This window comes from Leucobacter sp. UCD-THU (assembly GCF_000349545.1).
Lineage (GTDB): Bacteria > Actinomycetota > Actinomycetes > Actinomycetales > Microbacteriaceae > Leucobacter > Leucobacter muris.
Genome location: NZ_KB714599.1, coordinates 41,926 through 63,057, shown reverse-complemented (window position 1 = coordinate 63,057; position 21,132 = coordinate 41,926). Strand labels below are relative to the sequence as shown.

Annotated in this window: 21 protein-coding genes; 13 read left to right on the top strand and 8 right to left on the bottom strand. The window is 62.4% G+C overall.

Annotated features, from left to right (window positions below; translation table 11 throughout):
* Window positions 1–95: 95 nt before the first annotated feature.
* The 3 genes from H490_RS0115360 to H490_RS17925 all read right to left on the bottom strand — a co-directional run bounded on the left by H490_RS0115360 (window position 96) and on the right by H490_RS17925 (window position 3,251).
* Window positions 96–1,412: a hypothetical protein gene (locus H490_RS0115360; protein ID WP_017882768.1), complete on the bottom strand. Its 1,317-nt coding sequence runs from the start codon at window positions 1,410–1,412 to the stop codon at window positions 96–98.
* Between the two features lie 428 nt (window positions 1,413–1,840).
* Window positions 1,841–2,167 (bottom strand): helix-turn-helix domain-containing protein, encoded by a 327-nt coding sequence (locus H490_RS17930; RefSeq protein WP_031289542.1) that lies wholly within the window; start codon window positions 2,165–2,167, stop codon window positions 1,841–1,843.
* A gap of 4 nt (window positions 2,168–2,171) precedes the next feature.
* Complete coding sequence (locus H490_RS17925; RefSeq protein ID WP_017882766.1) at window positions 2,172–3,251, bottom strand: tyrosine-type recombinase/integrase; 1,080 nt, start codon at window positions 3,249–3,251, stop codon at window positions 2,172–2,174.
* Window positions 3,252–3,499: 248 nt separating this feature from the next.
* Here H490_RS17925 and trxB point away from each other — a divergent pair, with 248 nt between their 5' ends.
* The 11 genes from trxB to H490_RS31505 all read left to right on the top strand — a co-directional run bounded on the left by trxB (window position 3,500) and on the right by H490_RS31505 (window position 12,648).
* Window positions 3,500–4,477: a thioredoxin-disulfide reductase gene (gene trxB / locus H490_RS17920; protein ID WP_017882765.1), complete on the top strand. Its 978-nt coding sequence runs from the start codon at window positions 3,500–3,502 to the stop codon at window positions 4,475–4,477.
* Entirely contained in the window at window positions 4,474–4,800 is a 327-nt protein-coding gene (trxA, locus tag H490_RS17915) for a thioredoxin (RefSeq protein ID WP_017882764.1), read from the top strand. The genes trxB and trxA overlap by 4 nt, the downstream gene beginning before the upstream one ends.
* Entirely contained in the window at window positions 4,797–5,894 is a 1,098-nt protein-coding gene (gene arsB / locus H490_RS17910; RefSeq protein ID WP_031289539.1) for an ACR3 family arsenite efflux transporter, read from the top strand. The genes trxA and arsB overlap by 4 nt, the downstream gene beginning before the upstream one ends.
* A complete protein-coding gene (locus H490_RS31520) occupies window positions 5,891–6,949 on the top strand; it encodes a metalloregulator ArsR/SmtB family transcription factor (RefSeq protein WP_081611569.1) in 1,059 nt (352 codons plus the stop codon). Before arsB ends, H490_RS31520 begins: the two co-directional genes overlap by 4 nt.
* Window positions 6,942–7,343, top strand: a complete 402-nt coding sequence (locus tag H490_RS31515; RefSeq protein WP_081611568.1) for an arsenate reductase ArsC — start codon at window positions 6,942–6,944, stop codon at window positions 7,341–7,343. The genes H490_RS31520 and H490_RS31515 overlap by 8 nt, the downstream gene beginning before the upstream one ends.
* Before the next feature lie 14 nt (window positions 7,344–7,357).
* Entirely contained in the window at window positions 7,358–7,663 is a 306-nt protein-coding gene (locus H490_RS32455; RefSeq protein ID WP_202950815.1) for an FAD-dependent oxidoreductase, read from the top strand.
* A 578-nt stretch (window positions 7,664–8,241) separates the two neighbouring features.
* Complete coding sequence (locus H490_RS17900; RefSeq protein ID WP_017882762.1) at window positions 8,242–9,198, top strand: PstS family phosphate ABC transporter substrate-binding protein; 957 nt, start codon at window positions 8,242–8,244, stop codon at window positions 9,196–9,198.
* A gap of 28 nt (window positions 9,199–9,226) precedes the next feature.
* The gene (gene pstC, locus H490_RS17895; protein ID WP_017882761.1) at window positions 9,227–10,183 is read left to right on the top strand and encodes a phosphate ABC transporter permease subunit PstC; all 957 of its coding nucleotides are present in this window, start codon (window positions 9,227–9,229) and stop codon (window positions 10,181–10,183) included.
* Entirely contained in the window at window positions 10,183–11,097 is a 915-nt protein-coding gene (pstA, locus tag H490_RS17890; protein WP_017882760.1) for a phosphate ABC transporter permease PstA, read from the top strand. Before pstC ends, pstA begins: the two co-directional genes overlap by 1 nt.
* A 94-nt stretch (window positions 11,098–11,191) precedes the next feature.
* Entirely contained in the window at window positions 11,192–11,962 is a 771-nt protein-coding gene (gene pstB, locus H490_RS17885) for a phosphate ABC transporter ATP-binding protein PstB (protein WP_202950820.1), read from the top strand.
* A gap of 35 nt (window positions 11,963–11,997) precedes the next feature.
* The gene (locus H490_RS31505; protein WP_162903902.1) at window positions 11,998–12,648 is read left to right on the top strand and encodes a winged helix-turn-helix domain-containing protein; all 651 of its coding nucleotides are present in this window, start codon (window positions 11,998–12,000) and stop codon (window positions 12,646–12,648) included.
* Here the strand turns inward: H490_RS31505 and H490_RS31500 are convergent.
* From H490_RS31500 to H490_RS17875, 5 genes are read right to left on the bottom strand one after another with little or no spacing between them, the layout of a single operon-like run.
* Complete coding sequence (locus H490_RS31500) at window positions 12,630–13,586, bottom strand: arsenate reductase ArsC (RefSeq protein ID WP_202950814.1); 957 nt, start codon at window positions 13,584–13,586, stop codon at window positions 12,630–12,632. The genes H490_RS31505 and H490_RS31500 overlap by 19 nt on opposite strands.
* Window positions 13,583–13,903, bottom strand: a complete 321-nt coding sequence (locus tag H490_RS31495) for an ArsR/SmtB family transcription factor (RefSeq protein ID WP_081611565.1) — start codon at window positions 13,901–13,903, stop codon at window positions 13,583–13,585. Before H490_RS31495 ends, H490_RS31500 begins: the two co-directional genes overlap by 4 nt.
* Before the next feature lie 34 nt (window positions 13,904–13,937).
* A complete protein-coding gene (locus tag H490_RS31490; protein WP_238560277.1) occupies window positions 13,938–15,287 on the bottom strand; it encodes an MFS transporter in 1,350 nt (449 codons plus the stop codon).
* Complete coding sequence (locus H490_RS17880) at window positions 15,235–16,278, bottom strand: flavin-containing monooxygenase (protein WP_031289536.1); 1,044 nt, start codon at window positions 16,276–16,278, stop codon at window positions 15,235–15,237. Before H490_RS17880 ends, H490_RS31490 begins: the two co-directional genes overlap by 53 nt.
* A complete protein-coding gene (locus H490_RS17875; protein ID WP_017882756.1) occupies window positions 16,275–17,594 on the bottom strand; it encodes an NAD(P)-binding domain-containing protein in 1,320 nt (439 codons plus the stop codon). Before H490_RS17875 ends, H490_RS17880 begins: the two co-directional genes overlap by 4 nt.
* Before the next feature lie 88 nt (window positions 17,595–17,682).
* Here H490_RS17875 and H490_RS17870 point away from each other — a divergent pair, with 88 nt between their 5' ends.
* Window positions 17,683–18,030 carry an ArsR/SmtB family transcription factor gene (locus tag H490_RS17870; RefSeq protein ID WP_017882755.1) on the top strand — a complete coding sequence of 116 codons (348 nt, stop codon included), beginning with the start codon at window positions 17,683–17,685 and terminating at the stop codon, window positions 18,028–18,030.
* A 455-nt stretch (window positions 18,031–18,485) separates the two neighbouring features.
* Window positions 18,486–21,044 carry a hypothetical protein gene (locus H490_RS17865; protein WP_238560293.1) on the top strand — a complete coding sequence of 853 codons (2,559 nt, stop codon included), beginning with the start codon at window positions 18,486–18,488 and terminating at the stop codon, window positions 21,042–21,044.
* Window positions 21,045–21,132 lie beyond the last annotated feature (88 nt).

The window sequence follows — 21,132 nt, the reverse complement described above, 5'->3', positions numbered from 1 at the left end:
CCACGCCGACCTTCGACTCATCATCACCGGGACGCCGCAACAGCTCGCCACGCTCAACGTCCGATAGTCCGCTCACCCGACTCGCGGGAACCTGCTCACCCCTCCCGGTCGAGCCCCTTACTGAGGTCTGGGTCGAGGACGCGGAGGTAGCGGGTGGCAGCGTCGACGCCAATGCCGAAGAGATCGGCGATGCGGCGGACGTCGCCGCCGGTGGCTTGGATTTCTTGGATGATGCGGTCGTTGCGGAGCGCTTGGGCCGAGATCCCGGCTTTCTGCCAGGGAAACTGATGTCCCGGCGGGCTGAGGCGTCCTGCGGTGAGCAGGCTGACGAAGAGGTGTGGGTTGAGGGTCCGCGGCCAGGTCGTCGCCCGGTGGTCGAGCCAGACCGCCAGGCGAACACGGACGGGCTCGGCGAGCGGAATCACCCGCCCGTCGGGGAGGGAGAGTCTGCCATCGATGATGTCGGTGAGTTGGATCTCTCGGATCTGGCCGCTGGTGAGGCCGTCGAACGTGACGATCGAGGTCGCGAGGGCGATGGCCGGGTCTTCGTGGTTCAGGACGGCGAGGATTGTGTCGGTGTCGATCGGGAGTGGGATGCTCTCTCCGGAGTCGGTGAGGGGGATGCCGCGGGTGGGGTCGGCGAAGATGAGCTTGCGGCCCTTGAGGATGCTGAACAGGGTGCGGCATCCGCGCTCGGCCCAGTGTCGTTTCCCGCGCTCGGCCGGGAGGGCGTCGAGGATCATGTCCGTGGTGATCTCGGCGAGAGAGTGATGGCCGGCCGCTGCCCAGTCGGTGATGATCGGCGCGATGCCGAGGATCTGAATCTTCACCGTGGCGGGGTCGCGGGGTTTGCGTCGGGGCGGGGTGCGGCTGCCGTGGATCATGATGTCGAACCAGAGCTCGAGCTGGGTGCGCATCGTGGGCGGGAGGCTCTCGAACTTCCCGTCGAAGTAGCGGTCGATCGTCGGCACCCGGTCATCGATGAGGATGCCTGCGGCGTCGAGGACGTCGAGGGTGGAGACGACGTTCGCGTCGGCATCGTGGCGGCGCAGGCGGAGGACTTCGCTGGCGCGGATCGTGTTCGCGCCGGGGTTGAGGATCTGGAGCATCTTCAACGAGCGGCGGACCTGGTTCGTTTGGCGTTTCGACCAGCCGAAGCGTTCGGCATGCTCGAACACGATCGTGTCGGTGCGGTAGGTCCAGTCGCGGGCCTGCTCGGTCGCCAAACGCCGCAGCACCTCGGGGTCGGGATCGACATCGAACAGGGCCGGCTGTTCGTAGGCAGCGGCCGCAGCCGCGGCGGCTTCGGCGTCGAGGATGATGCGGGAGGCGCGCAAGAGCTGCTTGGGCTGTTTCGGTTTGCGGGGTGCGGGGAGGTTCGCGAAGAAGAGTTGCTGGCCGGCGGTGAGCACGTCGTCGAGGTTCGGGGCGGTGCCCGCGGGGGCGATGCGGCGGGCGGATTCGAGGCAGAGGCGGCAGGCTCCCGTCTCTCCGATCGGGACGTGGCGGCCGCACCAGGCGCAGTCTCCGACCGGGTAGTGGCCTTGCCACCAGCGGCATTGCCAGCATCGCCAGTTGTGGCGACGGTAGACACCCCAGGCCAGGCAGTCCTTGCAAGCACCGAGGTATTCCGGGCTGCCGGGATGGCATCTCTCGCAGAGCCCCTGACTGAAATACGCCGCCGACCCGCATCGTGAGCACGGTGGCGGAGCGAAGGGGCCGCCGGGAAGGCAGGCGTAGCAGTAGTCGACGCGGGGCCGCACCCAGGCCACTCGGGCGACGCCGCAGCCGGTGCATTTCTCCGGTGGGCGCAACCTCGCAGTGGGGCCGGGCGCGGGGCTCATAGCGGTGGCTCTGGCCGGCTCCCGGTGAAGCGGGGACGCACGATCGACGGCGACCCGTTACTGGTCTGCTCCTCGATCTCGGCCTGGGGTTTGCGTGCGGCAGCCGCAGCAAGGTCCGCGGTCAGCAAATCACCGGGGGTGCAGTCCAGTACCGCGCAGATCACGTCGAGGTCATCCAGCCGTAGCGTGGTCGGGGTCGTCGTCCACAGCTTCGACATCTTCCCGACGCTGATCTCCAGACCGGCGTCGGCGAGCATCCGCCGCAGCTCCGAGGACTTCCAGATGCCGCGCTCGGCGGCAGCCATCCGTAGGTTCCATTTCATGGGTTCACACCCTCCCTCCGAATCGGGTCTCCAGACGCCGGTTCGCGTTGACCCATGCCTGTTCGACATGGTCGCTGGAGACGTGAATGTACCGGGTCGTGGTGGAGAGCCACTCGTGTCCGAGGACCTCCTGGATCGCTTTGAGGTCCATGCCCGCCCCGTAGAGCGACGACGCACAGTAGTGCCGCAAAACGTGCGGGGTCATCCGGCCCACCCATGCCGGGAGGAACACTGCGGTCTGTGCTTTCAGGCCCTGCCGCAGCACGTCGTCGCTGGCCCGCTGGCAGCGGCCCAACTCAGCGTCAAACCGCTCCGAGGGAATCATCGGCGCGTCCGGGTCCTCCCAGTCCGGGCCGAACAAGTGACGCACCTCAGCAAGCCACCAATCAATCAGACGGTCCGTGCCGTTGATCGCCGGTACCAATCGCGGTTTCGCACCGCGCCCACGAGAGCCCTTCCCGAACCGGACATGGAGCTTCCCGAGCTCGCCCAGGTCCGGCCGCCAGTCACGGATGTCGAGCTTCGCTGACTCGCTGATCCGCAACCCCAGCCTGCGCCAGAGCGATGCGGCGAAGTAGTCGCGGGCTGCGGGCAGGAACTTCCTCGCGCTCGACAGTGAACTCCGCCAGCCCGCGAACAGCACCTCCACCTCAGCATCCGACGGTGGCACGCGAATCCGACCCAGCGAGTTGCCCGACTGCCGGTTGAACTCGTCGATCGGCTGCTCCAACACGAACCCCGTCAACGCATGCACGTCCGCCTGGTAGCGGGTGATCGCGAAGTCATAGAACTGGGCCAGCACGCCAGCCTTCCCCGCCCTCGTGCTCACCGCCCGACCCGCGCGACGCAGCCCCGACAAGAACCTGTCAGCGTCATCCGGTCCCGCCGTCCACAACGGTGCCGCCAAGCCCTGCCGAAACTCGAACACCGTCGCCCGAGCAACGAGGATGTGCGCGTCGGTCAACCCGGCGGCCGCCATCGCCAGCGCGTACTGATCGACGATCTCCTGCTCGAAATCCGCCGCGTCCTGCTCGTCACGGAACCCGCGGGCACTCCCGATGCTCCGCACCGCAGCGAGCCTCATGACCCCGCCAGTTCACGAACATCACCCATGCATCAACAATACGCCGATTCTTTCACGAATCGTGAACTACTTTCGTGAATCTATGCGAGCGGTGGGAGCCCAGCGCACCTCTCAACTATGAGAGATCAACGCGTGATGCCCGTGCGCAAACTCACGGCAGTTGGGACAACGTCGCCATAAAGATGAACTTCAGGTGACAGAACAAATCTCAACTTGATTTCTGAATCGAAGTATCTCAATATAGAAACATGTCGAAACAAGAGGTCGAGTTAGTCATCGTCGGATCAGGTCCCGCGGGCTATACGGCGGCGATCTACGCTGCCCGTGCGGGTCTTGCCCCGGTGGTGATCGTGGGTTCGGTGACCGCTGGCGGCGCGCTGATGACGACGACCGAGGTTGAGAACTTCCCCGGTTTCATCAACGGCGTTCAGGGTCCGGAACTGATGGATGCGATGCGTGCACAGGCAGAGCGGTTCGGGGCGCGGATCGTCACCGACGATGCGACTCGGCTCGACATCTCTGGGCAGGTGAAGATCATCGAGACTGGTAATGGGGAAACGTATCTCGCGCAGGCGGTGATTCTCGCGATGGGCTCTGCCTACCGCAAGCTCGGCCTCCCCGCTGAGGAGCGACTGTCCGGCCATGGTGTGTCCTGGTGCGCGACGTGCGACGGGTTCTTCTTCCGTGAACGGGAGATCGTGGTGATAGGCGGCGGGGACTCCGCAATGGAGGAGGCACTTTTCCTCACACGTTTCGCGTCGAAGGTGACCCTCGTGCACCGCCGCAATGAGTTTCGAGCCTCAAAGATCATGGCGGAGCGGGCGCTGGCCGATCCGAAGATCCAGGTCGCCTGGAATAGCGAGGTGACGGAGATCATTGGAGACAGCCAAGTCACCGGGATTCGCTTGCGCGATATCGTCACCGGCGAGGAGCATGTGGTAGATGCCACCGGGGTGTTTGTCGCCATCGGTCACGATCCTCGCTCAGAACTCGTCAACGGGCAGGTCGACACAGATGCGGACGGGTATGTGCGAGTCGAGCATCCATCGACCCGGACAAGCCTGTCCGGGGTGTTCGCCGCGGGTGACCTCGTGGACCACACCTACCGGCAAGCAATCACCGCGGCAGGCACCGGGTGTGCCGCCGCACAAGACGCTCAGCACTACCTCTCCAGTCTCACGCCCGTCCAACCGCTCGAAGCCGTCGCCGAAGGAGTTCCCGCATGAGCCTGGTCACTCACGTCACCGACACCACATTCCAAAGCGAAGTACTCAGTTCCGAGCTACCCGTGGTCGTGGACATCTGGGCGTCCTGGTGCGGCCCTTGCAAAGCTATCGCGCCGATCCTTGATGCACTCGCCGCGGAGTACGGCAGCCGGGTCAAGATCGTAAAGGTAGATGCTGACGCGAACCCTCAGACGGTGACCGCTGCTGGTGTGACCTCGATTCCGACGCTCGGCTTCTATCGTGGCGGAGAACGAGTCAGCATGCTGATCGGCGCGCACCCGAAGCCGGTCATTGCTGCGAAGATCCAGGAGCTGCTCGCATGAGTGCGCCAACTACAACTGCCGCCCGTACGACACCGAAACGACTCTCTACCCTCGACAAGTGGTTACCGCTGTGGATCGGACTCGCCATGGTCGCGGGCCTCCTGCTCGGACGCTTCGTTCCCGGGGTCTCCGGCTTGCTGGCCAGGATGGAAGTCGGCGGTATCTCGGTGCCGATCGGGCTCGGGTTGCTAGTGATGATGTACCCGGTGCTCGCCAAGGTTCGCTACGACCGCATCGCGGCAGTCACGGGCGATAAACGCCTGCTCGTCTCGTCGCTGCTGCTGAACTGGGTCGTCGGCCCCGCGGTGATGTTCGCCCTGGCCTGGCTGTTTCTACCTGACCTGCCCGAGTACCGCACCGGCCTCATCATCGTCGGGCTCGCGCGCTGCATCGCGATGGTCGTGATCTGGAACGATCTCGCCTGCGGCGACCGTGAGGCCACCGCAGTGCTCGTCGCGATCAACTCAGTTTTCCAAGTCGTGATGTTCTCGGTGCTCGGCTGGTTCTACCTCACGGTGCTGCCCAGCTGGCTCGGCCTTGACACCCAGGGCCTCGAAGTGTCGGTCTGGCAAATCGCCCTGAACGTGCTCGTGTTCCTCGGCATACCACTCATCGCGGGGTTCGCATCTCGCTGGATCGGCGAGAGGCACCGCGGTCGCGAATGGTACGAGGCGAAGTTTCTTCCCGTGATCGGGCCGTGGGCGCTGTACGGACTGCTGTTCACGATCGTGCTGTTGTTCGCTCTTCAAGGCGACGCCGTGATCCAGAACCCGCTCGACGTGGCCCGGATCGCGCTGCCACTGCTGATCTACTTTGGGCTCATGTGGTTCACAGGCCTGCTACTCGGCAAGGGCCTCGGGCTCGGCTATGCCCGTTCAACTGCCCTCGCGTTCACCGCGGCTGGCAACAACTTCGAGCTTGCCATCGCTGTTGCGATCGGTACCTTCGGCGCAACCAGCGGGCAGGCGCTCGCCGGGGTGGTCGGCCCACTCATCGAGGTGCCCGTGCTCGTCGGCCTCGTCTACGTCTCGCTGTGGGCCGCTCGCGCCTGGTTCCACACTGACCCCTACGCCACCGAAATGAGGGCATCATGACCAGTAGCGTGAACAATCTTGACGAAAGATCATGCACACCAAGCGCATCGCATCCGATCAGTCTCGGTGCCGCGACTACAGTAGCGGGTGCCCTGAAGGCGCTGGCGGATCCACTGCGGTTGCGAATGCTCTCCGCGATCGCGACAGACCCTCGCGGAGAAGCCTGCGTGTGCGACTTGGCGGAACTTGCGGAAGTCTCTCAACCCACTGTCTCTCACCACCTCAAAGTCCTCAAGGACACCGGCTTGCTGAGTTCGGAACGTCGCAGCACCTGGGTGTACTATCGCGTTCAGCCTCATCAGCGAGACGCGGTGACGACACTTCTCGAAGCATTCGCGCCCGCAGCAGTCATTGCAGCAGATCCCAGGGTTGAGTCGCATAGTCCCGACTCCAAAATCGCACCAATGCCAGACATGGATGGTCGCGTCACCAGACTTGCCAGTGAACTTGCAGACGAACTTCCTGAGCTGAATCGCGATCTCGTAGTAGCGATCGTTCGTGAGTCCTACGCCGGGCTAGCTCGCACTGCGAAAGTTGCCCAGCATTTGATCCCACTCACCGAACGATTCGCGCGTCAGCGCCTGACGGATCTGACCCGCGACCGCGCGACCGGGGTGCCGCAAGTGTTGTTCGTTTGCGTCGCCAACGCGGGCCGCTCCCAGCTCGCAGCCGCCCTAGTCAACCGCATCGCGGAAGGACGCGTGATCGCACGTTCTGCCGGCTCCGCACCCGCTTCGGAAGTCCATCCTCACGTCCGCTCGCTACTTACCGAGATCGACGGCGAGGACCAGGCTCAGGAACGCTTCCCGAAGCCGCTGACCGATGACGCGGTGCGCGCAGCAGATGTGGTCGTCACGATGGGATGCGGAGATGTATGCCCGATAATCCCCGGCGTCCGCTATGAGGATTGGGCGGTCGGCGATCCGGCGCTCGCTTCTTCCGAAGGCGTCCAGGCCATTCGGGAGGATATTGAGAGCCGTGTCCGTGTACTTGTTGGCGCGCTCCTGACAGACCAAGAGCTAAAGAACGAAGAAGAGGAATACCCACATGGCTGACCAGAAGCCCTCAGTCCTGTTCGTCTGCGTCCACAACGCTGGTCGTTCGCAGATGGCAGCGGGCTATTTGCGACACTTCGCCGGCGACCGAATCGAGGTCCGATCTGCCGGGTCCATGCCTGCAGAGCAGATAAACCCTGTAGCAGTCGCGGCGATGCAGGAGGATCGAATCGATATCACGGCAGAGGCGCCTAAAGTACTGACGACCGAAGCCGTGGAAGCATCGGATGTTGTGATCACGATGGGCTGCGGCGATGCATGCCCGTTCTTCCCGGGAAAACGCTACGAAGACTGGAAACTCGACGACCCGGCAGGTCAGGGAATCGAAGCCGTACGCCCGATTCGCGATGACATCAAGACCCGAATCGAGGCATTGGTCGCTGAATTGCTCTGAAGACGACGGCCGTCATGACAGCAGACACCATAGGTCTCAGTTCCAGCTTGGATGCCATCGTCATCGGCGGGGGGCAGACCGGCCTCGCCGCAGGCTACTACTTGCGTCGGGCGGGGCTCCGCTTTGCGATTCTCGATGCTTCAAAACTCGCAGGGGGTGCTTGGCGGCAGGCATGGGATTCCCTACACCTGTTCTCACCCGCTGAGCACAGTTCGCTGCCTGGTTGGGGGATGCCTCCCCAGGAAGGCGAAACTTTTCAAGGTGGCGAGCCAAAGACAAGCCACCGAACGCACAGGTGTTTCCGTTTCCGAGCTTACTGACCTCGGTGACATAGTGATGGTACCGTCGCTGCGCGCAGCCCGTGACCGTGGCATGGTACGCACTCACCCAATGTTACGGCGTTCAGCACGAACGGAATCACCTGGAACGATGGTAGCGAATGGCACTGCGACGTCATCATCTGGTGCACAGGATTTCGGCCCGAGCTAACCCACCTCGCGCCGATCAATCTCACCCCCGAAGAGGGAGTGCCTCGCACCCGTGGAACCCGCTCAATCGATGAGTCGCGGCTGCAGTTGCTTGGCTACGGTGACTGGAGTGGTGTAGCTTCGGCCACCATCATCGGCGCTGGCCGCACCCCGCGGGCGGCCGTGGCGGAACTCTCCGGGCTCTGATTGTGGGGACAGCCGATCGATATTTCGGTGGACGCCCCGAGCTGCGGACCGAAGCGGGAGCCCAGGCCTAAAGTGCGACCAAAAGTCCCCGGATGTTCCGCTGAGATTAACCACTCGTTCATATAGATGAGCTTCTATGGTTCTGTTGATAGATGGTTATCTATCAATCAGATGGCGTTCTCGCCGTCATAGATCGATCAACACATCGAGAACCGAAGGAAGACATGACCGTGAAAATGAACACCCTCAAGCGTACGACGCTGGTAGCAGCAGCGCTTATTAGCGCCTTCGCGTTGAGCGCCTGCGGTGGTCAGTCCACCGGAAACAGTTCGGAAGGGAACGGACTCGCTGGCTCCGTGACAACCGACGGCTCGTCAACCGTGGCGCCGCTCACCGAGGCCGCGGCGGATCTCTTCCGCGATGAGACCCCGGATGTGAACGTCTCTGTGGCGACCTCGGGGACAGGTGGCGGCTTCAAGACGTTCTGCGCGGGCGAAACCGACATCTCCAACGCCTCACGTGAGATCAAAGACGAAGAAGCTACCACTTGCGCCGATAACGGGATCGAGTATACGGAGATCGTCGCTGCAAACGACGGGCTCTCAGTGATCGTCAACACAGAGAATGACTGGGCCGAAGATCTCACGGTTGAGCAGCTCAACAAGATCTGGGGCCCGGAGGCAGAAGGCGTCATCACGAACTGGAACCAGGTAGACCCAAGCTTCCCCAATGTCCCGATTACACTCTTCGGCGCGGGCACCGATTCGGGCACCTTCGACTACTTCACCGACGCAATAAACGGAGAAGAAGGGGCAATCCGTACTGACTACAGCCCCTCAGAAGACGACAACATCACCATTCAGGGTGTGAGTGGCGACAAGGGCGCGATCGGCTTTCTCGGCTTGAGCTATGTCGAAGAGAACGCAGGTGTGATCAAGGCAGTCAAGGTCGATGGAGTGATGCCGAGCACCGAGACCGTTCAGGACGGGACATACACGCCGCTAGGTCGACCCTTGTTCATCTATGTAAACAACGCCTCTTACGTGGAGAAGTCGCAGGTTGCTGCCTTTGTGGATTTCTATGTCGCAAATGCCGCAGCGATCTCCGAGCGCGCCCTGTTTGTGCCGCTGACTGAGGACCAGATCACTACGGCCGCTGACGAGCTTGCCTCTCTCGGCTAGTTCTGAACCTACTAAAAAGGTTTCGTCGATGACGACCACGATTGAGAGGCCGGGGAGCCATTTCACTAGCACGGCTCCCCGGCCGGGCGGCCAGTTCACTGGCCGCCCCCGCCCTGGCGAGTTCGTAATCCGCCTACTTCTGCGTGGTGCCGCCGCGATCACCGTGATCACCACGCTGGGGATTCTCCTCGCGCTACTCATTCCCTCACTCGGGTTTTTCTCGGAGGTACCGGTATTCGAGTTCCTCTTCGGTACTCGCTGGGCGCCAAGGTTCGCCGATGCATCATTCGGGGTACTGCCTCTGGTTACAGCGACGCTCTGGACCACAGTGATCGCGCTACTCGTGGCAGTACCGTTCGGGCTAGGAGCGGCGATCCTACTTGCTGAATACGCGAAGCCTCGATTGCGCAAGGTACTCAAGCCAATACTCGAGATTCTTGCGGGAGTTCCCACCGTCGTCTACGGGTTCTTCGCGTTACAGTTCGTCCAAACGATTGTGCTGAGGGACTGGCTGCAGTTACCTACTGGGGCATTCAGCGTACTTGCCGCAGGTCTGGTCATGGGCGTCATGATCATTCCCACAATCGCCTCGATTGCGGAAGACGCAATGTCGGCAGTGCCAAACAGCCTTCGTCAAGGCAGCGCGGCACTTGGCGCCAATCGGATGCAAACCACGCTCCGCGTCGTGTTTCCAGCAGCGCTCTCGGGCATCGTTGCGGCCATCGTTCTGGGAATATCCAGAGCTGTTGGGGAGACCATGATTGTCGCGATTGCAGCCGGAAGCCAAGCAAAAATCGTTACAAACCCGCTTGACCAGGGGCAGACCATGACAGGGTTCATCGCGAACGCTGCGCTCGGCGACTCAAGGGTCGGCAGCATTGAGTACAACACACTCTTCGCTGTCGGACTTCTTCTATTCCTGATCACGCTACTGATCAACTTCATCAGCATCCGCGTCGTCCGCCGGTTCCGAGAGGCCTATTGATGAACACAAACCTCCAGCGTGGCCCCGCCCCGGCTGCGAGCTCGCGCGGCCTCGCAACTGGGCGCAATGGCGAGCTTCGGCCATCCGCACTCGCATTTCTCATACTCATCTGGTTGGCGCTCTTTGTCGCTCTCACTGTACTTGCAACCCTGCTCGTGACTATCGTGATGTCCGGGCAGAATAAGTTCTCTTGGCAACTCCTCACCGCATTTCCTTCCGCCGACCCCGAGGAAGCCGGAGCCCGGCCCGCAATCTTGGGCTCGATCTGGGTCATATGCACCACAGCGGTGCTCACCCTCCCGCTCGGCATCGCTGCGGCGGTACATCTTGAAGAGTTTGCGGACCGGAAAAAATGGTTCAATCGCGTCATCGAACTCAACGTACAGAATCTCGCCGCGGTGCCTTCCATTGTCTACGGGTTGCTCGCGCTCTCCTTCTTGACCCTGCTGAATGTGACAAACAAGAACATCGTTATTGGCGGAGCTCTCGCGCTCACTTTGCTCATTCTGCCGGTGATCATCATCTCTACTCGAGAAGCACTTCGGGCGGTGCCGCGCGAGATCCGAGATGGTTCGCTCGCGCTCGGCGCTACGCCGTGGCAAACCACATGGCGACAGGTGCTTCCGTCGTCGGTTCCGGGTATCGCGACGGGTTCGATTCTCGCCCTTTCGCGGGCCCTAGGAGAAGCTGCACCTCTACTCGTTCTCGGCGCGCTGGTGTACATCACCTTTGACCCCAACGGCCTGCTCAGCGGCTATACGACCCTTCCCATACAGATTTTCAACTGGACAGGTCGCCCGCAAGCAGGGTTCCATGAACTCGCGGCTGCCACCAGCGTGCTGCTCCTGATCGTCCTCATCCTAATGAACGGTCTCGCGATCTTCATCCGCAACAAGTACCAGAAACGGTGGTAACCCCATGACTGATCTCCACGCTGCCTTCCAGACTCCCCATCCTTCGGGTCAGGAGGAGACATTGCCAAGCACGACAAGTGTCGTTCACGGCATTATGCGATGCGAGGACGTGAACGTTTACTATGGAGATTTTCGTGCGGTCACTGGTGTCGATCTTGAGTTCGGACGGAATGAGATCACCGCGCTCATCGGCCCATCAGGCTGTGGCAAGTCCACACTGCTGCGCTCGTTGAACCGCATGAATGACCTTGTCGACGGGGCACGAGTAGAGGGGGGTGTTCTCTTCCAGGAGGAAAACATCTACGGGAAAGGCGTTGACCCGATCGAGGTGCGCCGACGCATCGGCATGGTGTTCCAGAAGCCCAATCCGTTCCCGAAGTCCATTTACGACAATATCGCTTATGGGCCACGGGTCACCGGAATGAAGGTTGACTCGATGGATGACCTCGTCGAAGAGGCCCTCACACATGCTGCTCTTTGGCATGAAGTTAAGGACAAGCTCAAACAGTCTGCGTTCGGACTTTCAGGCGGTCAACAGCAGCGGCTTTGTATCGCTCGCACGATCGCTGTGCGTCCAGATGTGATCCTGATGGACGAGCCCTGCTCTGCGCTTGACCCGATTGCGACTTCGCGCATTGAAGATCTCATGAATGATCTGAAGCGCGACTATACGATCATAATTGTTACGCATAATATGCAGCAGGCGGCCCGGGTAGCAGACCGTACTGCGTTCTTCACTGCACTTGCTGATGAGACAACCGGCGATCGCACCGGGGTGCTTGTCGAGTATGGCCTGACTAAGCAGATCTTTGATACGCCAGCGGATCAACGCACCGAAGACTACATCAGCGGGAAGTTCGGATGATTGCGCAAGGTCAGAGACTCACAACACGTTTCATTTTGCTCTCCACGGAGGCTCGTTCTCTCCGCGGTAGTAGGGCTGAGTTCCTTCACTTCGGGTTTCCGCTTACGCGGCATGCGGAGGCTATAGATGCGCTTGCGGATCTCGCACACGATCCTTACACCGCCTTGATAGTTGCAGCTGAGCCAGAGCTTGAACTGGTTCCGCGGGTACTGCAGGTCGCCTGTGGAATTCCGGATCGCTCTGTGTACCTCGCGACTCGCGCATCAACGCAGGAGCATGTCATCAACGCCGCAGTCAGGTCAGGAGTTCAGGGATTCCTGACGTTGCCACTCACCCCGCATGGTCTTCACGACGCGCTCGCGATCTCCCCGCCTCCTGCGCCCGGAGAACGTGAGATTCAGTTCCACGACCTCATAGTGCATCTCGATGAGCAGCGGGTCAGTTGGAAAGAGAAATCCTTGATCCTCCCCGTAGGCGAGTTCAAGCTTCTGAGCTACATCGCACAGGCCTACCCTGAAACAATCACACTCGACACTCTTATATCGGTGTATGGGGCCACTCCTGACAAAAGAAAGTCCTCGGTTCGTACAGCGATCGCGAGACTCCGGCGCAGGCTTCGAGGCCTCGATCCTGGTGCAGACTTCATCCGGACAGTTCAGTTCGCCGGCTACTCCCTATCTGCCTGACCCATGTCGTGGAGAAGGCTAGCCACTCGATCACGAATCTCATCCCTGATGCGCCGCAGCCCCGAATCATCGAGCATCAAAGGATCTTCCAGATCCCAATCCAGATAGCGCCGACCCGGGAATACTGGGCATGCATCGCCACATCCCATGGTGACCACATAGTCTGCTGCGCGTACGACTTCATCTGTGAGAGGTTTTGGGAACTCGCCCCACACTGGGATACCGAGTTCTTCCATCGCTGCTACCACTCTCGGATGCGCCTCACTGCTTGGTTCTGATCCAGCAGTCCGAACGTGCACGCGATCCCTTGCGAAATGGCGCATAAATGCGCCCGCCATCTGTGATCGACCAGCGTTGTGGACACATACAAAAAGAACTTCCGGCGAACGGTGGAGACGCAACCCTCGCACAGATGCCAGCGCCTCTAACCGATCCGCCGCATATCTAGCGGTGAGCGACATGATGTGAGCATGCACTCTCGCGCGATTTGTGAGCAAAAGATAGCTCTCAACGACATAACGCGCAACTGTTTCTGGCGAAAAGATACTGTGGAATCGATAACCTAAATCATCAATGATCGTTGTTACGGCGGGAGGCAGCGCCGCGAGGGGTGTGGACGGCAAATCTGCCTCGCCGGTGATGGCTCCTACGAGTAGCCTTCCAAACCGGACCCAGGCGTTGGCTGTGAGTACGGGTTCAGCTGTCTCGATGCGTTGAACCAGGCCTGCCTCCATCAGCGTGTCGATTCTGCGGGCGATCTCTGAGGTCTCCATCTGGAATCTCGCCATCAACATCCTGGGGGTAGACCCAGCGGCGATTGCGCTGAGCAAGGTGAGATTCAGCGGATCGCTGAGTACCGCTGCCTGAGCTGCACGCTCTATCGCTGCTTCATAGTCAAGTGGTGCACCAATTCGACCCACCGAAGCTGCTCTAGTCATCTCAATAGGTCTTCTACGGAAGCGCGGCGTTCCTTTGGAACGGACAATCGGATGACCTTGCCTTCTGGACGACGAACCAGGTATCCATCAGCGACAAGGATATGCACATGGTGAGTCACCGTCGGCTGACGTAAGCCCAGAACCTGTGCCAGTTGGCCGACTGTCAAACAGCCTTGTTCGGAGTTGATGATCGAACTGAGGATCTGAAGACGAGTCGGATCGGCAACCGCGCGGAGTGAACGCGCCAACTCCTCAGCAATTGCCCGATCTAAAGGCGCACCAGGTGCAGGCTCATTCGACTTCGGGTACGGCAGCATAGAAGACAGTCTATTGCTGGATCTTTGACCTCGGTCAGCCCGGACGGCGGAAGCGATTCTCTTTGCTTTCAGTGGAGCTGACTCCCTGAGCACATTTCGAGCGAGGTTCCCGAGCACTCACGACCACCAGCACTGTTCCGATTGCGGCCACGGCCGAGAGCACACCGAACCCCATCGCATAGCTCCCTGTTACCAGCGCGAGGATGCTGCCTCCCCAGGGAGCTATTGCGGCTGCAAGCAGAACCGGCAGACTGAATGCAGCGGATAGGTGCCCGTAGGCCCGGTGCCCCCATCGCTCTGTAACCGCAGTCGCCTGGAGTAGAGTTGCGATTCCTCTTCCTATGCCGGCCATCATCGACATCGCTATGAGGTATGGGGTTGGTCCCGGAACGAACGCTAGTGCAGCCGTACTTATCGTGACTATTCCAAAGACCAGCGCTGTGCGTACTGCGAGCGAGGCCCAGCGCGCAAACACTGCGTAGAAGAGCCGGCCGGCGACCTGCCCGACTCCTCCTAGCCCAAGTATCCACGCGGCAGTTTGCGAGGTGAGGCCCCGTTCGAGCATTAGTGGCACTGTGGCAAGCAGCGTGGCGTACATCGTGATGGACGCAAGAGTCATTCCAGCCGAGAGTAGCCAGAACCTCCTAGTCTTGATAACGGTTGATGTATACGCTCGTTCTGCGCCGTGATCTTTGCTCCTGGCGTGCTCCTGAACGGGCCAAGGCCTGCGAAGCAAAACTCCGTGCAATGGGATCGTAAAGGCTGCAAGAATCACCGCTGCCCACAAATATGTGGCCCGCCACCCGAGACTGGTACTCATCGTCGCGGCGAGCGGCGCGAACACCGTGCTCGCGAGTCCGGCGACCAGTGTCAGCGTAGTGAGTGCGTTGAGACCACGAGTAGAGAACCATCCAGTGATCGCGGCGAAGGCCGGTGGGTAGAGCACTCCGGCCATTGCCGCTCCGGCCATCACCCACCCGATATAGAATATCGACAGGGTCTGCGCTGAGGCGACAACGCCCAAAGCAAGGGTAGCGAGCACGGAGCCCGTGGTCATGACCCAACGCGGCCCGTGCCGATCGATGAGACGCCCCACCGGTACTCCGAGGAATGCCGAAACCACCAAAGCCAAGGAAAATGCGGCCGTCACCACTGTAGGTGACCAGCCGGTGCCTGAACTGATGTGCGGGGCGACTACTGGGAATGTGTAGTACAGCAACCCCCACGATACGATCTCGGTTAAACACAGTGATGCGAGAACGACTCCAAGCGCAGGCCGCCGTCGGCTCTCCGCTGGGCGATGTGTTCGCCTGTACAACCGTAACCACTCTCTACTGGTTGGTGAGTGCTGTAACCACAAGCGTTGCGTCGCGGTGAACGCCACGTAACGTATTTGACGCGAACGAGCGCTGAAACTCGAGCCCCAAGAACCCGAGCCCCGGTACCCTCGTCGACACACCGCCCCGATGCCGAGGCATCTCGGCCTGGTCGAGCGCGCCGAGCACATCCAGGTAGGGCAGATTGGGGCGGTAACCGGTTGCGAAGATCACCGCATCAATCTTCTCCTCTCGGCCGCTAGCCCAGGTCACGCCATCTGACGTGAATGACCTGAACATCGGCTGCTGATCCAGGGCTCCGGTTGCCAGGGCGGCGCGGAAGGCACCCGCGTCTATCACTGGGTTCCTCTTGATGATCCGGTTCAACACCTTTGGCGGCAGACGGTCGAAGCGGCTACGGGTGAGCCACCAGTGCAGATCACGGCTGCCGATCTGCTGCGATGCGAACCTGATCCGATCCCGCACCACCAAAGACACCTGCGACACCTGCGCGAGCTCGTAAGCAATCTGGATCGCGGAGTTTCCTGCCCCGACAACCAGCACCCGCTGGTTTGCGAACGCACCGGGAGCGCGGTAGTCAGCCACATGCAATATCTCGCCAACGAACTTCTCATTGCCCGGAATCTTCGGCAAGTGTGGGTTCTCGAATGAGCCAGTCGCCGCGACCACCGCATCCCCGGTAATGTTGCTGGCATCGGCAAGCTCCACCGCGAACCCCTCGCCGTCAGCGGCAATGTCGAGCACACGGGCATTGGTGCGGATGTCGACTTCAAGCCAGGCGGCATAGCCGCGCAGATACTCGGTCACTTCATCGCGAGACGGATAGCCGTCCGGTGGGCCAAGGAACGGAAACCCAGGGAAGGTGCTGAACCGACGCGGCGAAAAGAGCCGCAGACTGTCGTAGTAACGCGGCCACGACCCCACCGGCTCCGGCCCCGCCTCGAGCACCACGGGTTCCCAGCCTCGCTCGCGGCCAGCACGCGCGGCGGCGAGCCCGGACTGACCACCACCGACGACCAGTAGGCGACCACGCCTCACCCGCCAGCCCTGCTGCCGAACTGGACAAGCTGCGGTGCCGGAGCGCAGCAGCCACCAGTAGCGGGCGCCGGAGCGTCGAAAAGGCCCGAACCGCCACACACCCCCGTGTCCGGCAGCGTCAGTTCCACACGAGCTGCGGCCTCGTGATCGCCGGCGAGTTCAGCGGCGATGGAGCGCACCTGCTCATACCCGGTCATCGCGAGAAACGTGGGCGCACGCCCATAGGACTTCGCCCCCACGATGAAGAACCCCGGCTCCGGATGCGCGAGCTCCGCCGCCCCGGTCGCGCGCACCGAGCCGCAGGAGTGGATGTTCGGGTCGACCTCGCTCGCGACCTGCACCGGAGCCTGGAGACGGAAGTCCAGCTCGAGCCGGATCTCCGAAAGGAACGACAGGTCCGGACGGAACCCCGTCAACACGAACACCCGAGCGGCCGGATCGAGCAGCCGCCCATCCTCCGCGGTGACGATCACCTGGCCATCGGTAGTGAGGGTGAGGGCGTCGGTGCGGAACCCGGTCATGAGCGTCACCAGACCCTCATCGACGGCCTGCTTCGCGCGCTGACCGAGCGCGCCCCGCTCTGCCAGCTCATCAGCGGCACCGCCGCCGAAAGTGTTCCCGACACTACCGCGCCGCAGCAGCCACGACACCCGCGTACCCGGGCGATCACGCACAGTCTCGGCGAGTTGGATGATCGCGGTCGCCGCTGAATGCCCGTTCCCGATTACGACAACGTGCCGACCTGCGAACGTCTGCGCTTCGATCTCGTCGGGGATACGATGCGCGACGAGTCCGGCAGTGACGGCGGCCTGTTCACCGAGCGCAGGAAGCCCGGAGGCCCCCGCCGGGGAGGCAGTCGTCCAGGTACCCGAGGCGTCGATCACCGCACGTGCCTCCACCCGAGCCTCAGTGCCATCGCCATCTCGGGTGAGCACTACAAAGGGCTGCTCGGCGCGGCCGGCATCTACGGAGAGATCCCTGCCCTTCCGCGCAACCCCGATCACGCGGATGCCCGTACGCACACGGTCGCCGAGCGCCCTGGCGAGCGGCGCGAGGTAAGTGCCAATCCATTCAGCGCCAGTCGGATACCCGGATGCGGGTGCAGCCCAGCCCGAGGGGGTAAGCATGCGCTCAGCCGCTGAGTCGACCAGCTCCGGCCATGGGGAGAACAGGCGCACATGCCCCCACTCCGCGACTGCAGCCGCAGCGGTCTCTCCAGCTTCGAGGATCAACGGCTCGATCCCACGCTCCAACAACTGCGCACCGGCGGCGAGCCCCTGCGGGCCAGCCCCGATCACGACCACGGGCAGTTCCATCACAACCTCCACATATCGACAAACATCAATAGGTAATATGTTTCCATGACGTATCGACAAATGTCAATACGTCGGGCAGGATGGAACCATGACCCGCACCCAGACCACCACCGAAACGCCCACCGTCGCGTGCTGCGCGCCGGGCGTCCAGCCGATCACTGACGAACACGCGGCCGACCTTGCCCGGGTATTCAAGGCGCTCGGCGACCCTGCCCGGGTGAAGCTCTTCTCCCTCATCGTCGCTTCCGCCTCCGGCGAGATGTGCGTCTGCGATCTCACTGACCCGGTGGGTTTGTCACAGCCGACGGTGTCGCATCATATGAAGCTCCTCGTCGACGCGGGGCTCGTCACTCGTGAACAGCGCGGACGCTGGGCGTATTACGCGCCCACGCCCGGCCCGCTCTTGGCCGCGACGCGACACCTTTCGGAGGTGTGAACGCAAAGAGATCCGGTCTATGACCGGAACAACGACCAGAAGACCTATAGGGCAGTCATCCGGGCCATATTTTCCACCGGCTAGGCTACGGCCTGTTCGCCTGGAATACGGCTTATGCAGGTGAGCACTCTAGCAGCGCCTTGTCACTGTCAGCGAGAAGGTTGGGCTACTCAGGTACGCCGTGCCCCGCCCGTCTCGGGGCGATCCGTGTGGCCAGTGACGGTCGCGAACATTCCCTCCTGCATTGACCCCACGCATTAGTCATAAGAGCCGACCGCACCCTACTTAATGAGCAGGAGGCGCACCTGACTGTTGGCCGTCCTCAACTCTGGCGGCGGCACTCGTTCACTCAGTCAGGAGTTCTCATGTCGCATACCGTTCTCGTGCCACCCGATACCGCGCCACCGCCGGGGCGAGCCGTCGCCCGGCTGTCGGCGATCCTCACCGTGCTGCTGATGCTCTTCGGGGGCCTGTTCTTCACTCCGGCACCCGCGCAGGCCGCGACCCTCGGGGTAGGGTACGGCAACGAGGATCTGTGGCTCGGCAGCTTCGCAAGCCACGGCCGGCAAGCGTACTGCATGGACCTGCTCGCGCTGCCGCCCTACGGCAGTACGCAGCATCCGGAGTTGAAGACCACACTCGATAGCCTGAACGAGACGGAACTGGCACGGCTCAACTACGTCATGGGCCGGTGGGGTGAATCGCAGGACCCGAACATCACCTCAGCAGTGCAGATGTACGTGTGGGATGTCGCCGACCACGGCAACTACGTGGGCCAGGGCGGTGACGGGCACTTCGTCACCCGGGTGCCCGCGAACGTGCGGGCCACGGTGCTCGCGAACCTCGCCGCGATGCGCGATGCCGCGGCGGCGAACGCGGTCGCGAATCCGTCGGTGTCGATGTCGATTCAGATGGACGACCAGTACCACGGACAGCTCACCATCAGCACGAACCCCGCCACTGCGACCGGCACCGTCACTCTCACCGGCGGCATCTTCGCGAACGGTTCCGCGACCGCGACGCTCGGCGCGGGCACGCATCAGATCGTCGGCACCCCCGCCGAGGGGGCTCCCGAATACCGGATCGAAGCGAAAATGTCCGCGCCTGCGGTCGGGTACGGCGCCGGCGTCGACCTGTTCTACACCCCTGGTGAGCAGCGGATCCTCGGAACCGCGTCCTTCGAGCCGCTGACCGCGACCGCGCAGTCCCCGGTGATTCCGCTGGACTTCCAGCCGATCATCGAAACGCAGGTGTCCTCGAAGTTCGTGCAGGCGGGTGATCCGATGCTGGATGACCTCACCGTGTCGGTGACCAAGCACTCCTGGATCAAGATCGACGGCCAGCCCGTGCCGGTGGTCGCGGAGGGCCGCCTCTATGGTCCATTCGATTCTCAACCGGCTGAGGCGAACGCGCCACCTGCGGGTGCGCCGCTCGCCGGCACCGAAGAGCTCACCCTCACCCATGCCGGTCACTATGTCTCGCCGGGCACGATCATCGCGCCCGAGTCAGGGTTCTACACCTGGGTGTGGTCGATCGACAAGACCGCGCAGGGCGACTGGGGGAAGTACCTCACCGATTCCTTCACCGACAGGTTCGGGCGGGTCGCAGAGACCAGTGTGGTGCCGTTCCAGCCGGAGGCGGTGTCGCAGGCGAATGGCCGGCTGGTGAAGCCTGGCGATGAGGTGACCGACACCATCACGGTCGCATCCACGAACGGGGCCTGGCTGGAACAGAACGGCGAGCCGATCCCGGTGGTCTTCGAGGGCTCCGCCTACCAAATCCCCGGCACCCTGCCGCCAGCGCAGAGCACGGAGATTCCTGCGGGTGCGGTGCCGCTCGGCACCGTCACGGTGACCGCGACCGGGCCAGGCACCTACACCTCACCGAAGGTGACACTTCCGGATGCGGGGTTCGTGACCTGGGTGTGGGAGGTCAAGAAGAGCAGCCAGCCGGAATGGGTGAGACCGTTCATCGCCTCAGACTGGCGCGACGACTACGGCATCAACGTCGAGACGCACAGCGTCCGCTGGCCCCTCACCATCACCTCGGAAGTCCGGGAGTACAACGTCCACAAGGGCGGGCGAGCGTTCGACCGGATCACCGTCAGCGGGTTCCCCGAAAACCATCCCGAGTTCGAGGGTGACGGCTACTGGCAGCCCGACGCGAAGGAACTCACGCACACCGTCTACGGCCCGTTCGCTACCGATGCGGAGCTGACCGAGGATATGGAGCTGGATGATGCGCCGGTGCTGACCCGGATCACGACGCCGGCGAAGAACGGGGTCTACGACATCGGCTACGGCGAGGACGATCGGATTCAGCCGACGGAGCCCGGCTACTACGTCGTGGTGACCCATTTCGAGGGCGACGACCGGGTGCAGCCGTTCACGTCGTCGCCGGCTGACATCTGGGAGCGATTCTTCGTCCCAGGGCCCGAGCAGCCGCTCTCGGTGGTAACGCAGGCGCAGGCGCAGGCGTTCGTCGGCGACCCCTTCGAGGACACCGCACTCGTACAAGGCTCCGCAATCCCCGAGGGCGCGTACCTGGTATTCCGCGCCTACGGGCCGCAGCTCGCAGGCGAAGACCCCGTGTGCGAGGTGCCGTTTTTCGTTTCGGAGCAGATCGCCGTAACCGAGGCCGGCCACTACCGCTCCGGTACGACGAGCACCGATGCGGCCGGGAACGTGTACTGGGTCGAGACCCTGTACGGGAAGGACGGGAACGTGCTCGCCGAGGGCCGATGCGGCGCGCCGGGCGAAACGACCGTCGTGAGCGTACGCCCGCCGGGTACCCCGGAGACGCCGACGCCGGACAAGCCGGAACTGCCTGAGCTGCCGCCGGAGCTCGCACTCACCGGCGGCACCGCCTGGGGTGCCTGGGTCGGTGGCGTGGCGGCCGTCCTGCTCCTCGCGGCCGGGGCGACGCTCTGGTTCGGCCGGAAGCTGGCGCTCCATCGTGAGCGCATGCAGGACGAGGACGAGGAGGTGACGATCGACGAACTCATGAATCAGTAACGCACCCCCACAGGACGGGCGGAACCCGCAGACCCCTACCCCCAGGTCTGCCGGCTCCGCCCGTCTCTCATGTCGTCGCTGACGCACC

Bases quoted from the DNA above. Each gene is read 5' to 3' on its own strand.
- H490_RS31495 (WP_081611565.1), bottom strand. From the start codon at position 13,903: ATGCTGCCGTACCCGAAGTCGAATGAGCCTGCACCTGGTGCGCCTTTA.
- H490_RS17925 (WP_017882766.1), bottom strand. From the start codon at position 3,251: ATGAGGCTCGCTGCGGTGCGGAGCATCGGGAGTGCCCGCGGGTTCCGT.
- H490_RS17900 (WP_017882762.1), top strand. From the start codon at position 8,242: ATGACCGTGAAAATGAACACCCTCAAGCGTACGACGCTGGTAGCAGCA.
- H490_RS17870 (WP_017882755.1), top strand. From the start codon at position 17,683: ATGACCCGCACCCAGACCACCACCGAAACGCCCACCGTCGCGTGCTGC.
- trxA (WP_017882764.1), top strand. From the start codon at position 4,474: ATGAGCCTGGTCACTCACGTCACCGACACCACATTCCAAAGCGAAGTA.
- trxB (WP_017882765.1), top strand. From the start codon at position 3,500: ATGTCGAAACAAGAGGTCGAGTTAGTCATCGTCGGATCAGGTCCCGCG.
- H490_RS17875 (WP_017882756.1), bottom strand. From the start codon at position 17,594: ATGGAACTGCCCGTGGTCGTGATCGGGGCTGGCCCGCAGGGGCTCGCC.
- pstA (WP_017882760.1), top strand. From the start codon at position 10,183: ATGAACACAAACCTCCAGCGTGGCCCCGCCCCGGCTGCGAGCTCGCGC.
- pstB (WP_202950820.1), top strand. From the start codon at position 11,192: ATGCGATGCGAGGACGTGAACGTTTACTATGGAGATTTTCGTGCGGTC.
- H490_RS31515 (WP_081611568.1), top strand. From the start codon at position 6,942: ATGGCTGACCAGAAGCCCTCAGTCCTGTTCGTCTGCGTCCACAACGCT.
- H490_RS17930 (WP_031289542.1), bottom strand. From the start codon at position 2,167: ATGAAATGGAACCTACGGATGGCTGCCGCCGAGCGCGGCATCTGGAAG.
- H490_RS32455 (WP_202950815.1), top strand. From the start codon at position 7,358: ATGACAGCAGACACCATAGGTCTCAGTTCCAGCTTGGATGCCATCGTC.
- arsB (WP_031289539.1), top strand. From the start codon at position 4,797: ATGAGTGCGCCAACTACAACTGCCGCCCGTACGACACCGAAACGACTC.
- H490_RS31500 (WP_202950814.1), bottom strand. From the start codon at position 13,586: ATGACTAGAGCAGCTTCGGTGGGTCGAATTGGTGCACCACTTGACTAT.
- H490_RS31520 (WP_081611569.1), top strand. From the start codon at position 5,891: ATGACCAGTAGCGTGAACAATCTTGACGAAAGATCATGCACACCAAGC.
- H490_RS17865 (WP_238560293.1), top strand. From the start codon at position 18,486: ATGCTCTTCGGGGGCCTGTTCTTCACTCCGGCACCCGCGCAGGCCGCG.
- pstC (WP_017882761.1), top strand. From the start codon at position 9,227: ATGACGACCACGATTGAGAGGCCGGGGAGCCATTTCACTAGCACGGCT.